Annotated in this window: 14 protein-coding genes and 1 pseudogene; 7 read left to right on the top strand and 8 right to left on the bottom strand. The window is 58.2% G+C overall.

The window, feature by feature from the left end:
* From ACZBJS_RS06230 to ACZBJS_RS06220, 3 genes are all read right to left on the bottom strand, one after another.
* The coding region (locus ACZBJS_RS06230; protein WP_463438545.1) for a DUF736 domain-containing protein at positions 1–258 on the bottom strand (258 nt) is incomplete at its 3' end.
* A 1,205-nt stretch (positions 259–1,463) separates the two neighbouring features.
* Positions 1,464–2,060: an enoyl-CoA hydratase/isomerase family protein gene (locus ACZBJS_RS06225; RefSeq protein ID WP_463438544.1), complete on the bottom strand. Its 597-nt coding sequence runs from the start codon at positions 2,058–2,060 to the stop codon at positions 1,464–1,466.
* 486 nt (positions 2,061–2,546) lie between these two features.
* A complete protein-coding gene (locus ACZBJS_RS06220; protein WP_463438543.1) occupies positions 2,547–2,675 on the bottom strand; it encodes a hypothetical protein in 129 nt (42 codons plus the stop codon).
* A 534-nt stretch (positions 2,676–3,209) separates the two neighbouring features.
* Here ACZBJS_RS06220 and ACZBJS_RS06215 point away from each other — a divergent pair.
* The 3 genes from ACZBJS_RS06215 (at position 3,210) to ACZBJS_RS06205 (ending at position 4,155) form a co-directional block, all read left to right on the top strand.
* Complete coding sequence (locus tag ACZBJS_RS06215) at positions 3,210–3,476, top strand: hypothetical protein (RefSeq protein ID WP_463438542.1); 267 nt, start codon at positions 3,210–3,212, stop codon at positions 3,474–3,476.
* Positions 3,469–3,765: a hypothetical protein gene (locus tag ACZBJS_RS06210; RefSeq protein ID WP_463438541.1), complete on the top strand. Its 297-nt coding sequence runs from the start codon at positions 3,469–3,471 to the stop codon at positions 3,763–3,765. The genes ACZBJS_RS06215 and ACZBJS_RS06210 overlap by 8 nt, the downstream gene beginning before the upstream one ends.
* Before the next feature lie 117 nt (positions 3,766–3,882).
* Positions 3,883–4,155, top strand: coding sequence for a DUF1488 family protein (locus tag ACZBJS_RS06205; RefSeq protein ID WP_463438549.1), 273 nt, complete (start codon positions 3,883–3,885; stop codon positions 4,153–4,155).
* 293 nt (positions 4,156–4,448) lie between these two features.
* Here the strand turns inward: ACZBJS_RS06205 and rpsU are convergent, their stop codons facing one another.
* On the bottom strand, positions 4,449–4,724 hold the full coding sequence (gene rpsU, locus ACZBJS_RS06200; protein WP_463438540.1) for a 30S ribosomal protein S21: 276 nt from the start codon (positions 4,722–4,724) through the stop codon (positions 4,449–4,451).
* A 436-nt stretch (positions 4,725–5,160) separates the two neighbouring features.
* Between rpsU and ACZBJS_RS06195 the strand changes: the two genes are divergently transcribed.
* Together ACZBJS_RS06195 and ACZBJS_RS06190 are read left to right on the top strand one after the other, a co-directional pair.
* A complete protein-coding gene (locus tag ACZBJS_RS06195) occupies positions 5,161–5,370 on the top strand; it encodes a cold-shock protein (RefSeq protein WP_463438539.1) in 210 nt (69 codons plus the stop codon).
* A 378-nt stretch (positions 5,371–5,748) separates the two neighbouring features.
* Positions 5,749–5,985 (top strand): hypothetical protein, encoded by a 237-nt coding sequence (locus ACZBJS_RS06190; RefSeq protein WP_463438538.1) that lies wholly within the window; start codon positions 5,749–5,751, stop codon positions 5,983–5,985.
* 336 nt (positions 5,986–6,321) lie between these two features.
* Here the strand turns inward: ACZBJS_RS06190 and ACZBJS_RS06185 are convergent, their stop codons facing one another.
* On the bottom strand, positions 6,322–6,447 hold the full coding sequence (locus ACZBJS_RS06185; RefSeq protein WP_463438537.1) for a hypothetical protein: 126 nt from the start codon (positions 6,445–6,447) through the stop codon (positions 6,322–6,324).
* A 533-nt stretch (positions 6,448–6,980) separates the two neighbouring features.
* Here ACZBJS_RS06185 and ACZBJS_RS06180 point away from each other — a divergent pair.
* Positions 6,981–7,790, top strand: a complete 810-nt coding sequence (locus tag ACZBJS_RS06180) for a transglutaminase-like domain-containing protein (protein ID WP_463438536.1) — start codon at positions 6,981–6,983, stop codon at positions 7,788–7,790.
* Between the two features lie 1,003 nt (positions 7,791–8,793).
* Here the strand turns inward: ACZBJS_RS06180 and ACZBJS_RS06175 are convergent.
* The 3 genes from ACZBJS_RS06175 to ACZBJS_RS06165 all read right to left on the bottom strand — a co-directional run bounded on the left by ACZBJS_RS06175 (position 8,794) and on the right by ACZBJS_RS06165 (position 10,160).
* Positions 8,794–9,024 (bottom strand): hypothetical protein, encoded by a 231-nt coding sequence (locus ACZBJS_RS06175; protein ID WP_463438535.1) that lies wholly within the window; start codon positions 9,022–9,024, stop codon positions 8,794–8,796.
* A 52-nt stretch (positions 9,025–9,076) separates the two neighbouring features.
* Complete coding sequence (locus ACZBJS_RS06170) at positions 9,077–9,355, bottom strand: DUF2934 domain-containing protein (protein WP_463438534.1); 279 nt, start codon at positions 9,353–9,355, stop codon at positions 9,077–9,079.
* Between the two features lie 469 nt (positions 9,356–9,824).
* A complete protein-coding gene (locus ACZBJS_RS06165) occupies positions 9,825–10,160 on the bottom strand; it encodes a hypothetical protein (protein ID WP_463438533.1) in 336 nt (111 codons plus the stop codon).
* Between the two features lie 1,606 nt (positions 10,161–11,766).
* Here ACZBJS_RS06165 and ACZBJS_RS06160 point away from each other — a divergent pair.
* A pseudogene (locus ACZBJS_RS06160) lies at positions 11,767–11,974 on the top strand (PRC-barrel domain containing protein).
* Positions 11,975–12,996: the final 1,022 nt, after the last annotated feature.

The raw sequence follows: 12,996 nt of genomic DNA, 5'->3' as shown, positions 1-12,996 counted from the left end.
CTTCACCAGCGAGGCGTAGATCGGGGCCGGGAAGCTCGGATCGTCGAGCTTGACCGAGAGGTATTCGCGATCGCTGTCGCGGGCGGTCTTCTTCCAGGCGGCGCCGAACTCAGTCACACCGGCGAAGATGCGGTAGTCGGGCGCCTTGTCGTTGTCCTTTTCGGACGCGGCGAACCGTGCCTTGATGTTCAGCGTCAGGGTCTTGATCGCGCCGACGTAGCCGTTGTCCGAAGCGGTGAAGGTGCCGATGGTAGCCATGGTGGTCTCCGTTTGTTGCTCGGGCCGCGCCCATCGCAGCCTCGATGGCGATCCCTGGCCCGGGGAGCGATCGGCCCGCAGCCTTCAGGCCCGCAGCGCCAGCGGAGGACGGCGATAGCCTGCTTTTTTGTACCGCGAGGAATGCCGCCACTTCGCGGCAGGGGAAAAAAGCAGGCGCAGCCGTTGCGGGAAGGCGATCGAGGCTCTTGCCGTCCCTCGGGCCTGATCAGCCCATTCGAGGTTGCGTTGGACGCGCCATGAACGAACTGACGGAGACCACCATGGCGGCCAACACCAGCGCAGCACAACAACTTGAGTAAAATCGATCGGGCACATGCTGACATCAGCGCATGAACGCCAAGAAAGACGCACCCTCGGAAAACGCCAGCGCCCCTCGTCGCAGTCCCGCGTGCCGAGGCGAAGCTACGTCTGGAGCGATGCGGCAGACCACAATCAATGCTCTAGGCACTACACGAGCACAGCATTCGGCCTCCTCGCTCGCTACTGATTGACGAGCTCGACACAGCCGCCCCCTAGCCGCCGCAGACGGCGCAGATCAGAGTGACCGAGGTCTTGATCATGGCGGGGCTTTCATGCCGCGGTCGCCGCTGTGCGGCAATCATATCAGCCGCGCGCGCCTATCGCGCTCGCGCGCGAGCGCCGCGCCGGCGGCGCGACGTTAGCGCTCGGTGCCATGTACAGCAGTGGCCTCAACATCCCCTCCGATCGCGCCAGCGCGGAAGCGATGGCCAGGCGACGGGGAATTGGCGTGATTGTCTCGGCAGGAATTGAAGGCAGTGCGAGATTGTTGGTGGCCGCGTCTCCGTTTCGAGGTACGAAATTTCGGGGCAAAGTGGCGGAGGAAGAGAATCTAGAAAAAGAATTGCTCGTCTGCTGCAGCTCAGATCTTCTCGCTAAGGGAGAATTCCCGAATCTCCAGGACTCTCCGTATCACGTAGGCCATGCAAACTGGCCCGAATCCTGCTCGCCTGAGACAGCTGCCTGCCCCTAAAGCCTCTGGATTTCGACCGGGGGACGGCCCGTCTGCAAGCCCTCACGGGCCGAGGCCGTCCTCATAACGGCGGAAAAGCTCTTGCGCTCGTCGGCCATGCCTTCGGCCAGAGGGCGGTCTAGGGCCGCCCCGGTAAGACGCTTGGCGAACGACAGACCCTCGGCCCCTCGGCTCGATAATTCGGCCCCGACCTCTATGGCGCGCGCGACGGGTCATCAACGACCTCATGCACAATCCCCATTTCGTGGGCACGGGGTCCCGTTACGGTTAGCCCGCGCAGGATCATCTCGAGCGCCCTGGCCTTCCCCATAATCCTGGGCAAGCGCTGCGTGCCGCCGCCACCCGGAAAGATGCCAATACGGGTTTCTGGCAGACCAATTGCCGTGACGGCATTTCCCGCAATGCGCAGGTCGCATGCTAGCGATAGCTCGAAGCCTCCACCCATGCACAGGCCATTGATCGCAGCGACGACTGGCTTCTGGACGGCTGCGATCAGGTCCGTAAGCGCGTGGAAGCCGGGAGGTCGAGGACCAGGCGGCGACAGCGGGCGCGGTGCTCCGGGCTCAATCGCGTTTGCAGCATCGGAAAGTTCCCTAACGTCGTAATGGCGATTGAAAATGCCGGATATGCCCCCTGTGATGACAATGATCCGCACCGATGCGTCGTCTCCTGCAGCCGCGACTGCCTCAAACATCTCGGCGGAGCCGGTGGCAGTTATGGTGCCGAACGGGGCATTTGCGTAGGTGATGGGATGGACCGCGCCGCGATCTTCAGTGGAAATATAGGGCATGGCACGTCCTCTCTCCGGCCGCACATCGGGGCGATCGCGCGGTCTACGCGTCGCTCAGATTCGTCCCGGCCCGGATACCGATCAATACCCGGCGCCTTGCGGCAGAGCGCTCCGTCGTTAGAATCCTGTCCCATCAACCTACGTTTCTGACGGGCCTTAAGAACGGAGCAGAAGTTGTGCCCAAACCGGAAAGCTCCTCAATCGAGAAAATCTACGCTCCCGTGAAAAGGAAAGAAGGCAATCAAACCAGAGGTCGCCGAGGAGATCGCGGGATTTCGGAAGTGGGACGAAAAGTCCCCACGGCCCGCCGCTGCGGCTGGGTCATGGCCGAGAAACGCCACCAACGTCCGCACTGATCTTGGACCGGACATCAGCTGCTTCGGTCGTCCGGTCCGCTCAGGAGTGACAGCGGCCAGATGCCGCAATCTGAGAGCCATCGTCTACGGCGCCGTGAATTCTCATTTTCAGCGCCGAGTCGGGCCCTCGCTAATTCTTCTTCGTCAATCCGAAATCTGGCCGCACCTCCTTGCGGCTCGGCGCCGCGGCCGTCACTTTTGGCTTCTCCTTCTTCGGCTTCTTGGTTTCACGGTTTCCACGTTGCTGGCCCTTCGCCATGTCATTCTCCTTGGTGGTTGAGGTCTTCGAGTCGTCGACCGCAGCGCCGGTCCGCGTGGATGCAAACGCGCGCGTGTGCCTTACGCGTAGCTTGCACCCGAGGCGAAGCGCGACCCTAGCGATGCCACGGTCGTGTTCATTGGCACCTCTGACTGGATACGGCACGACGTGACGTTTTAGTTGAGCACGGCAACTCCGCAGACGAGAAGCAGAAGAAAAAGCGGAACGATCACCGGGGGAACAATCCATTCCGAGATGCGAAAACACAACATTGCCGCTCCTGCGATGCTTTCGGCGGGAGCGTACGGGACCCTCAGTCACCGGTCGGTGCCGTTGAGAAGTGCGGTGATCAGACGAGCCTACGCTCGCGTTGCGCCAATAGCGAGCAGTAAAACGCCTTCGGGGTGACGACCCTATGCGGCATCGTCGCTTACAGGCGAGGTGACGATTGTGCTGGCTATTGCCATGCGGAGGGCGCATCGTCGTAAAGGCTAGCCTGTCGGCTGAGGCTTCGCTTTGCGAAAGGCAGCGTGCATGACCACCCGCTCGCGGAGAGAAGTCGTCACCTTCAGGCATCCGTTCCGCCTTCGCGGTATCGAGCGCCTTCTGCCCGCCGGCGCCTATGATGTCATTACCGACGAGGAGATGATTGACGGATTGTCCTTTCCGGCTTGGCGCCGGGTCGCGACGATGATCACCGTGCCGGCAGAGGGCATGCGCAGTTCCACTGAACTATTGTCGATCGGCTCGGTCGACCTAGCGGATGCCCGGCGGGTCGACGCGAGCGTCGCCAATGACTGACCACCCGGTCGATCTCGACAAGCATCGCGGCATGACCGCGCAGAAGGCGACGGACCTGCGCCGCGCGTTGGCAGAGGTCGAGACTCATGTCATGGAGCTGCGTGAGCACCAGGCCGATCTCGAAAACCGCATGATAACGGTGCCCGCGGCGTCCTGGCCGGAGGCCGCGGTAAAGGCTCGCCATCTGCTAAACCTTTATGCCGCCAGCCTGCCCGCCGAGGACACGCGCCACCGCGCGTTGGTGGCTGCGTTGTTCGACGATTTCGTTCGGCTCGGCGGGGAAGCCTGAGGCGACGACGGCCGCTCGTGTCCCCTTCAAGCGCCATGATCGACGCGAACGGAAACCAGGCGCCCGGACGGGAACGATGGGTCGGGCGCGATCGCGCAGAGGAGCACGTGATGACACCTGACTAGCGGCCGTTTTATCGGCCACGAATACGACCGAATGATCGTTCGATTCTCGATGCACGATGGGGCGAGGGAGGTTCCTTGCGCGATCTCGACCTCCGCGATGGATTATCTCGAGCCCGGGCCGCAGGCAAAGCCGGGGCAACGAGAAGCCCAGTTCAGTCGCCTGCGCGATCGCATCGAAGCGCGCGCGGCAAGCAAATATCGCGCGACGGATTTCGAAGGTACCCCACCCGGCATTGTGCTACGAGGCATTGATTTCAGGACGTAGGCCTTTGGAAGCGATCGTCCGCATCAATACGTTTGGTTTCTCAGTCCTATCGATTGAGACGCTTTTGTCGATCGACCGACCGAAACTCGTGTGGCCGCAAACGAGTTCACATCACTTGGTCAGCCGCTCACAGCACTCTCCGACGCATGGCCGCGCCCATAGAGAATACTGGTCTGCGACCAGCGGATAACATTGTTGCACTTCCATCCAGGAAACGAGCGATTTGGAGAAGCAATGATCTGTAACCGCAACGGTCCTCGGCATGCAGCATGCTCCTGCGACCGACGTCCTCTTTAGTCCGTCCTAGCTTTTATCTCCGGCAAAGGCGGCTTGCGCTCAAACGGCTTCTTTTTGGGCGGCGCGGGCAGCAATCCTTCTCGGACCGCTTTCTTCCGAGCGAGCTTGCGGGCCCGCCGAACAGCTTCAGATTTCTCGCGGGTCTTTCTTTCCGACGGCTTTTCATAGGAACGCCGCTGTTTCATTTCTCGGAAGACGCCCTCGCGTTGCATCTTTTTCTTGAGAACGCGGAGTGCCTGCTCGATATTGTTGTCCCGGACAAGAACCTGCAACTAATCCTCCTCGATGGGGCTGCTGACTGCGATGCGTCCTGCATGGCAGCCAGTTGCGCAGGAGCTCAATTGCGATTTCGAGGATGATGAGCGGTGGCGTTCGCCGCCAGCTTCGGACAAGCCGATCTACTGATTACAGCTAAGCAAATTGGTGGCATCGACGTCACCACGGTCGTGCAGGCCTGTCAATCGATACCTCTGCTCGGCAGGTCGATAAACCTCTCGAAGCCTGTCGAGAGGCCACGAGAGTCGCGTAGCTGTAACAAACGGTTTTCCTCCTTGTAAAAACGCAAAGTTCATGTATACGGAGGAGGTTCGATCAGCCGCTGTGCCTTGTTGAATGCGCCTGCGGGCTCCTTTTCCAAAGACATCGACGAAGTTGAAGGTTATCGCGCGATTGTCGCGCGGGATGCGCTTGTGCGCTTTGGAGAAGAAAATGACGACAGGTACTGTTAAGTGGTTCAATGCCCAAAAGGGCTTCGGATTCATTCAACCGAATGACGGCAGCAACGACGTATTCGTCCACATCAGCGCTGTGGAACGAGCTGGTCTTTCGGGCCTCGGAGAGGGCCAAAAGATCAATTTCGAGATCAAGACCGACCGGATGCGGGGCAAAGTCAGCGCCGAGAACCTTGCATTGGCGTGATATCGTAGTGCCGTTTCACGGATGTACTGAAATGGCCAATCTGCCCGCTCGATCCTTGGATTGAGCGGGTTTATCTGTGGCGTGTACGGACGAAGAATGAGCGCCATGAACCTAGCAGATTCATCACCTGAGCGCGCGCTCCAATCGAAACCGCTTAACCGCTGAAGAGGAAGTGCGGGCACTGGCGGAAATCGAAAGATAATCAATCGAAGTTCGCAAGAGTATGGTGCGGCTTCGAGAGGCACGCCGGAGCCGAGGACGCAGTTGACGCAGCGCCTTGAGCAACTTTGCCAACGCTCAATCCCAAATAGCGCTCGAAGAAGCCGCCCCGATAGCCGGGCTCAAAGCCAACGCCGAGATTTCGGAGAGGCCGATCAGATGCCGGAAAGCGCGATTCGTCGTAGAGCCAAGTCGGACGCCGGCGGGACAATCACCTTCTTTCTCGCGTTAGGCGCGAGTAGACAAATGTGCCGATTAGAAACGACGTTTCACACGCAGCAGCAGGCTTTCAGCTATCTACAGAAGCATCGAAGAGAATTCGAGCATATGGCGCGAGCTCAGCTCGCCTCAGGGGAGCTCGATGATGGGATTATCGTTCTTTCGATGCTCTCGTAGACCAGCCAGTTCATATGAGCACTTTCGGCGTAGCCCAATTGTGCGGGTCAAATGTCGCCCAGAAGTTAGGACCACCTTAAAAGCGCACTCGAGGCGCCTCATAGGCAGGCTTCGTCAACCGTCCTTCCTGGCCAACCGCTCAGCTAATCTCGCATCGATTGGCTCACCTCAACGGGATCTCGGCCTGCGATCAAGATTCGAAGACAGACGCAACGGAAAAGGGCCGCTAGACCTCGCCGAACGGTCACCGCCCACATTTGCGAAATCATCGCAGCGTTCACGCGCTGTCTGGCGATCGTCAAGGATACCGCCTTATGAGCTGGACGAGAGCGTCGTTCAGAAATGAGCGGCCCTTATCGGCGTCTTAAAAATCTCATCGCCTTCGTCGGTCTTTACGACGACATCCATCAGAGACCCATCGTCGACATCTGCCGCGATCTGTTTTGCGATCTCCTCGGCCACCCCTTTGGCATGCTGCTTAGTCGGCAGCTCCGCAGCTCCATGCCAAAGGGATCTTCGAGCGTGTAACTGGCCACAATCTCGAAGTGAAAGCGGGGCATTCTGCGCCTCCCTAAAAAGCAAAAACCCACGGTCGGCGTAGAACGTTCCTAGGAACTGGAGACAATACCGAACATTAGCCTGTATGACCCAGCCGTTGCCTTCATTTGTAGAAAACTCGCTCCGAGTAGCCTTGGGGCTTCCTTGGCGGTTCGGACGAAACGTCGAGCCTCAGGAGACGACCGAGTTGTACTTCTCGACCCGGGCGAGCGTCGGACGTCGATCTTACCCATCACGCAATCAACAGACACGATCAGAACTGGCGATCGCTGGTGGCATAAGTGAAAAGTACTGGATCTTTCGAGCCTTGCGCGGGCTGTGTGAGCTTGTTTTTCCGAGTCCGCGGGATCGCTTCTGTCGGATGAAGCAAGCTAAACGCTTGTATGAGTGATTTCGTAGCCACCTTTAGGAGGCCTCCTCCAGAGAAAGCAGTTCGAATGGAAATTAGCGTCGGATTCGAAATGCTTTACGATTTCCCACAACCGACGCCGATGATCATGGTGCTGGGTACTCACTTCTCTCGCGCTTCCGACATCATTGTTCCTGATTATTTGACTACCGAACCTGCTGTGCCGATCACGCCATACCGCGACTTATTCGGCAATTGGTGCAGCCGCATCGTTGCGCCTGCCGGGCGTATGCGCCTCGCAGCCAACGGTCGCGTACGCGACAGCGGCCTCCCAGATCCCGTGTTTCCCTCAGCCATGCAACACGCAGTGGAAGACCTGCCTGCTGATACATTGGTCTATTTGCTTGGCAGTCGGTATTGCGAGACCGATCGACTGTCCGACATTGCTTGGAGGCTGTTCGAGAACAAGCAGCCTGGCTGGGCGAGGGTGCATGCCATCTGCGAGTTCGTCCATCATCATATCAAGTTCGGATATGAGCACGCCCGAGCCACAAAGACCGCGTTTGAGGCCTACAAGGAGGGACAAGGTGTCTGCCGCGACTATGCTCACCTCGCCATCACTCTTTGCCGATGCATGAACATCCCGGCCCGTTATTGCACCGGGTATCTTGGCGATATGGGGACACCAAAGCCTTGGGCTGCGGGCGACTTCGCCGGTTGGTTCGAGGCCTATCTCGGCGGCCGGTGGCACACTTTCGATCCCAGGAACTTCGTGCCGCGGATCGGCCGTATCTTGATTGCGCAGGGTCGCGATGCTTCTGACGTCCCGATCACCCAGACGTTCGGCCCGAACACGCTGGTCAGCTTCAAGGTGTGGACCGAGGAGGTTACGGCATGACGGGCCACTTCCCCTACGGAATTGACACCTGACATTTCGCGCATTGGAAGTTGCTAGTCTTTGGGTCAATGCAGATAAAACTGTTCGGCACATGATCGGCGCGGGTCGCGGTATCGCCCCTCTTGAAATCGTAGCCGTTCGCCTGTGAAAGTCGTGCCACGTCGATCCTTCCACAGCGTGGGCACCGAAGGTCTACCGTCCATTCGTCGCGGCCAGTCACTATTGCGCAACCGGTTTGCTGGGCCAATACTTCGATTTGTTCAAGATCCAATTCTTGGCGTCTTCCTGGTTGGCGAAGTCACCGACATGAGAATCCGGCCCGTGTCCGGTAATCACCAAAACGAACCAGCGACCGCTGGTCATCAGCTTAGCTTCAAACCGAGGGATCAAGTCCATTGTGCCATGGTCCGGTCAATCGCTACCCAACTCTGCTTACAATCAAACTGAACCAACTAACGGCAATGGGGATCATCGGAGCGGCGTAACAGACAGCATAGCGAATAGAGCATTATCACCGTCAATCTGCGCCGTTTCCCGACTGGTTGCATAACCGTGCGCAACTTCAAGGTTTGCTTCGGAAACGAACCATTTCCAGAGCGTGGGCTCCAGTGGCGTAAGAGTCACCTCCAGCATCGTGGAGCGAAATAATTTTTCATTTCGCAAGTATGCGCTTTAATTCGACCGATTACTAGGTATCCAGCCTGCCACAATCAGACTATCGACTCACAGGTATCTGACCGATGTCTTGCATTCGAGCTCGCGCGACACGCATGTGGCTTCACCGGACCAGTTGCGCCTCGCAACTACTCGGATTCATCACTTAAGCTCTGATCGGTCAATCACGATGAGAATCATCGTGATAACGATGGGATTGAGCTCCCAAATGGCAGCGCGGCATGCAGGAGGCTACCATCGCAGCCACGATCGACGAGTAGCACTGCCCCATGGATCACGCGCGCGGCCTTCGCATATTGGAAGTCATGGAGCAAATGCAGCTAATCCTCTAGGCATACGGCGGTACGTCGACCAGCGTGCCGATCAAACGCAGCAGAGCTTGATGCTCAGGTCCTTGCATTCCCTTGCGCAAGAACTCACCCAACTCAACGTGCGAAAGTCGGCCGCCGGACGGCGCATTCGGCTGATGGATGATAAAGGCATTCCCGTTGGTCGGCTCGCGCCCAAGGAACCATGCATCTCCATTCGGACTGCGATACAGTTCTCTTCTGTCGGACATGTAGCTGCTCCTCCTTTTGCCGCGAGCGTTTGCGCACGCGACACCCGTCAACTCACTCGTTTTCAGTCTCGCTAAGTTCTTGCTCTGCCTGCAGCCAGAACTCAAGATCACGGCCACTGGGCCGGCCGTGCTGTTCCCAAAGTTCGTGGGCGCGGGCTCGAACTTCCTGCTTGGACCGCCGGGCGGCTATAAGCCGTCGCAGGCCCTCGGTCAGCTCGTCGACAAATACCTTGAGCCGCTGATAGGTCGTTTGGTCGCTTATACCGGACGCAAGCCGGTTGGCTCGTTCCAACTGGCGCTCCAAGGCTTGGCGATCACTGCGCGAGCTCATAGCCACCTCCGCCAAAGTAAGGCGGCTGCAGTCAAATCGTTCATTCTGAGCCACCAAGACCGCTCCATGAGGTGGGCCCGCGAAGCTCTTGCTGCAGCGCGAGAGGAACTGCAGGGTCAACTGAGAGTCGATTCCAGATACGCGGTGGCGACTGCGACGTCTCGATGGATCGCTAGTTGCCGGCAAGGAGGAAGGGAAATGGCTTACACCCATGAGACGAGGCGCCCTACCGCGGCTCAGCGCGAGGCCCAAAAGGCATTTCGGGACGCCGACGCCAAGGCCGCGATGTCAGAATATGAACGCGCTCAAATCGCGTTTCATGGTTTCATGCGAATCGTGAACGATTGAAGGCGGAGCGGCTGGCGCGCGAGTCGGCGGCTAGCGACGAAGTTGCACGCAAGAGGGGATCGTCCGCGTCTGGCGCCAGGCCGAAGAGCAATATCAGAGGACGGAGACGAGATTAAACGGCTCAGTGCGAGAAGTCTTCTACGATGCTCGCAGATGATGTTGACGAACCTGGGCTCATCTCGACGGGAAGCGTGCGGGCGCCATTCCGAACGCCAGCGGATGCCGCGGCACCGTCGTAACTTCGCCTCAGATCACAACGCACTTGCCTATTGACGTCATATTCGGCGGCGAAGGAGACGCCCTCGTCTGGGAGTGCGCTTATAAACTCAGCCAGATTCGTCTCCGACGACCATTGAAGGTATTGACCACCCGCAGAGACAAGCGCTCCCACGACGAGAATCTGGATCGCCATCGTGGCGGCGGTTGCGAGGCTTTCTCGACTATTCAGCAATAACATCGCACGCCTCCCGGCACGTAGCGCCGTGGCTAGTTAATCGTACGATCTGAAATGCTCAACTCCAGCGCTTCAAACCTTGTCAACTAACAATGCAAGCCAGCTACCTTTGAGACGGCCTGTCATTATCATTTCTAGGCGAAGCCGCGGAATGCTCAGCAATCCACTTGGCCGCGTCGTGCTCGGTGACCAAGCCCTTAATTACTTCTGTTTCGCCATCAGGCCAGAGAACATCAACACCCCAGCCGCTTCCGGGATTTTTCCGTGCCAGGAACGTTGGTTGCTGTTCGAACTTTCGCTGACTATGCGCCTTTGGCCGCTAGTTACAAGCCAGCTACCCTGTCGCATCAGCAGAAAGCACGGCATTCGCAAGCGCATAGGATACTTCGCCTCATGGGATGGAAGTCGACTCCGCAGACGAGAAGCAGAAGAACAAGCCGAACGATCACCGAAGGCACAATCCATTCCGAGATGCGAAACGGCAACAGTGCCGCTCCCGCGAGGCTTTCGGCGGGGGCGTACGTGCCCCGCGAAATCATCGGCTTCTGAAAGTGATCGATGCAATCGCTCATTGTGAGGGGGCTGCAGGCGCTCTGGCTGACCACGGGTCGGCGCCTTTGTTAGATGATTGTGTTCCTAAAGGTTCCCCAATATCGTGGCGCGCAGGCCGCAAACGCTTCGAATACCGCGGGCATTGACCATGACCGCTACGGAAGAACAGTCGCGACCTGCAGTATCGACGGTGTTTGGGAACCCACCTGCCTCGCCCCAAACCTGTTAGCCACCGGACCGCTTAAAAAAGGGATCCACGGACGCAGCTAATCGATCCGCAACTTGCGTGACGGCCGGCGTGGACTGCCTTTCGAGAGGCAGCGAGCCGAGAGAGTTCACAACCAGTCCAGTACAGGCGGCAAGAATAGCTATCGCAATTGCAGCGAGCTTTTCGATCCTCATGGCGGTGATCCGTCTCTTCAACGCCCCACGAACCAACTCGGCAATCTCGGAAGTGGTTCCGTGTGCTGTTCGTGCGTCAATTGGGCCGTGGCTTAAGCGTCGATGACCGCACCCCGAATTCCTCGTCCGAATGGAACATCACGTCACGATCGGTCAAGGGAACGAAAGCGGCCGCCAGGATTTTAAGCAACATGAGACCGTCGCTCGCCGGTACCAATCCGGCGCATGTCGCGGGATAGCCAAAGGTCGCTGCGAACGACCCGCTGCTCTCAAGCGCTCGCGTAGATAGCCAAAAGCGGCGGTCTCCGGTTTCATTTGGACTAGCCAGTCGGGTCGCAAGCGACAAGGGCTACGAGAGGGCAGGCGTTGGTCTCCGATGCGCCTTTTCATCCGAACGAGGCTTCGTTTATGCCGAATCGTATTGACATAGACCGCACACACAGCCGAGCAATTGTTCGAGAAATCGGGGAGCGACTGCGCACGTACCTGAAACCAGAGCCGGAACTACCGGGGAGTTTTAGGACACAAATCAACCGGCTCCGCGAATTAGAAGAGCCGTCGCCATCAATCATTCCGGCCGCTGAGCGTTGGGACACGCCTCGCCGGTGAGGCGCCTTGGGACAGCACCTATGGCTCGGCCGAACATGGACGAGCAATGCCATCGGTGAAGCGGCGCGTGTCAAAAATCTTGAGTGAGTATGCTGAGGCGCAATCCGAATTGACCGGCAGCCGTCGTCCTTACCGACGGAAAGGCAGGCACGGTTGAAAACGTTTGGCTAGATGAATTGCACGGGCTTCGGATTTCGATCAAAGGCCATGATGGAAGATGGCCGGTCTCAACCATCAAGTTCCCGGAGACCTAGCCTCCGTCGTATCGGCTGCGCTGTCCAAAGCAGCACTCCCTTCAGAACATTCCAATCAAGATGAAGAAGCCGACCTCGGTCAGGAAAGTGACGCTCATAATCGCAACTATGAGGAAAGTGTCGCCCGCTGACAGTGGGATCATGACATGCCTCGCATCTTGCGAAGCCCCGAAGCCTCCAAACGTTAATTCGCCGAAGGTCGGAATGTTTCGGTTACGCGCGAGGTGCGATCGGCGTTGGTCGCCTTCGTTCCACTCGGGAGCGCGGCACCTGATCTGGTCTCAGCACGGAACTCCGTTCCCGGCCGGAGAACTTTGGAAGAGGCCGTTACCCTTCCGGCTGTGGGTGCAACTCGCGCCTCTGTGCTTCGTATTCCTTAATCAGAATGGCGATGCCTTCCAAGGTGAGCTGATCAGTTACTCGCACAGATAGTGATTTGAGGTGCGCGATCTTCTCGTCAAACTGGGCGCACTTGTCACACATCCCGTCTCCACACGCTTTCTATCTGCCGAAAAACAAAGAGGCCGCCAAACTGAGGCGGCCTTTACAAGGCAGACACCAAAAGGACGACGGACGCGATCAAAGTTGCCGTACTGAGGGTCACTACGACAAGGGCTTGTTCAGTGTGTGCTTGTAGTTCTCTGTCATCCATTGCCGCCAACTCGGGTTTGCTCGGCTTGTTCCTAGATGCCCATGGTGCCAGAGGCTCAGGAACTCTCGCCTGATCCTGCCGCACGAGGGCTCGGAACAGAGACGAGCCGCGATTAGTCCGGCGAACAACGCAACGATTGTCTTTTCATATCATCCTCGCTCCTTCCGCTTGAAAATGAACCGCATCTTGTGCGGATATTCCAGTTGGTGCTTCGCACCATGGTTGAGCATTGTTTTGCGCTGTGAGGGCCGATCAGCTGAAGGTCGCCTTTGGGTCAAAGCCGACCGCGGCGACCCGCTTGATCTTGGTCGCCATCCCTCCGAAAGCGGACGTTGCAGCCTTCTGAGCAAAGCTGGGCTACGGCGCCATT

It is taken from the genome of Bradyrhizobium sp. KZN70725 (genome assembly GCF_055264925.1).
Note: the sequence above shows the minus strand (reverse complement) of the source record. Positions and strands in the feature narration are given on the sequence as shown.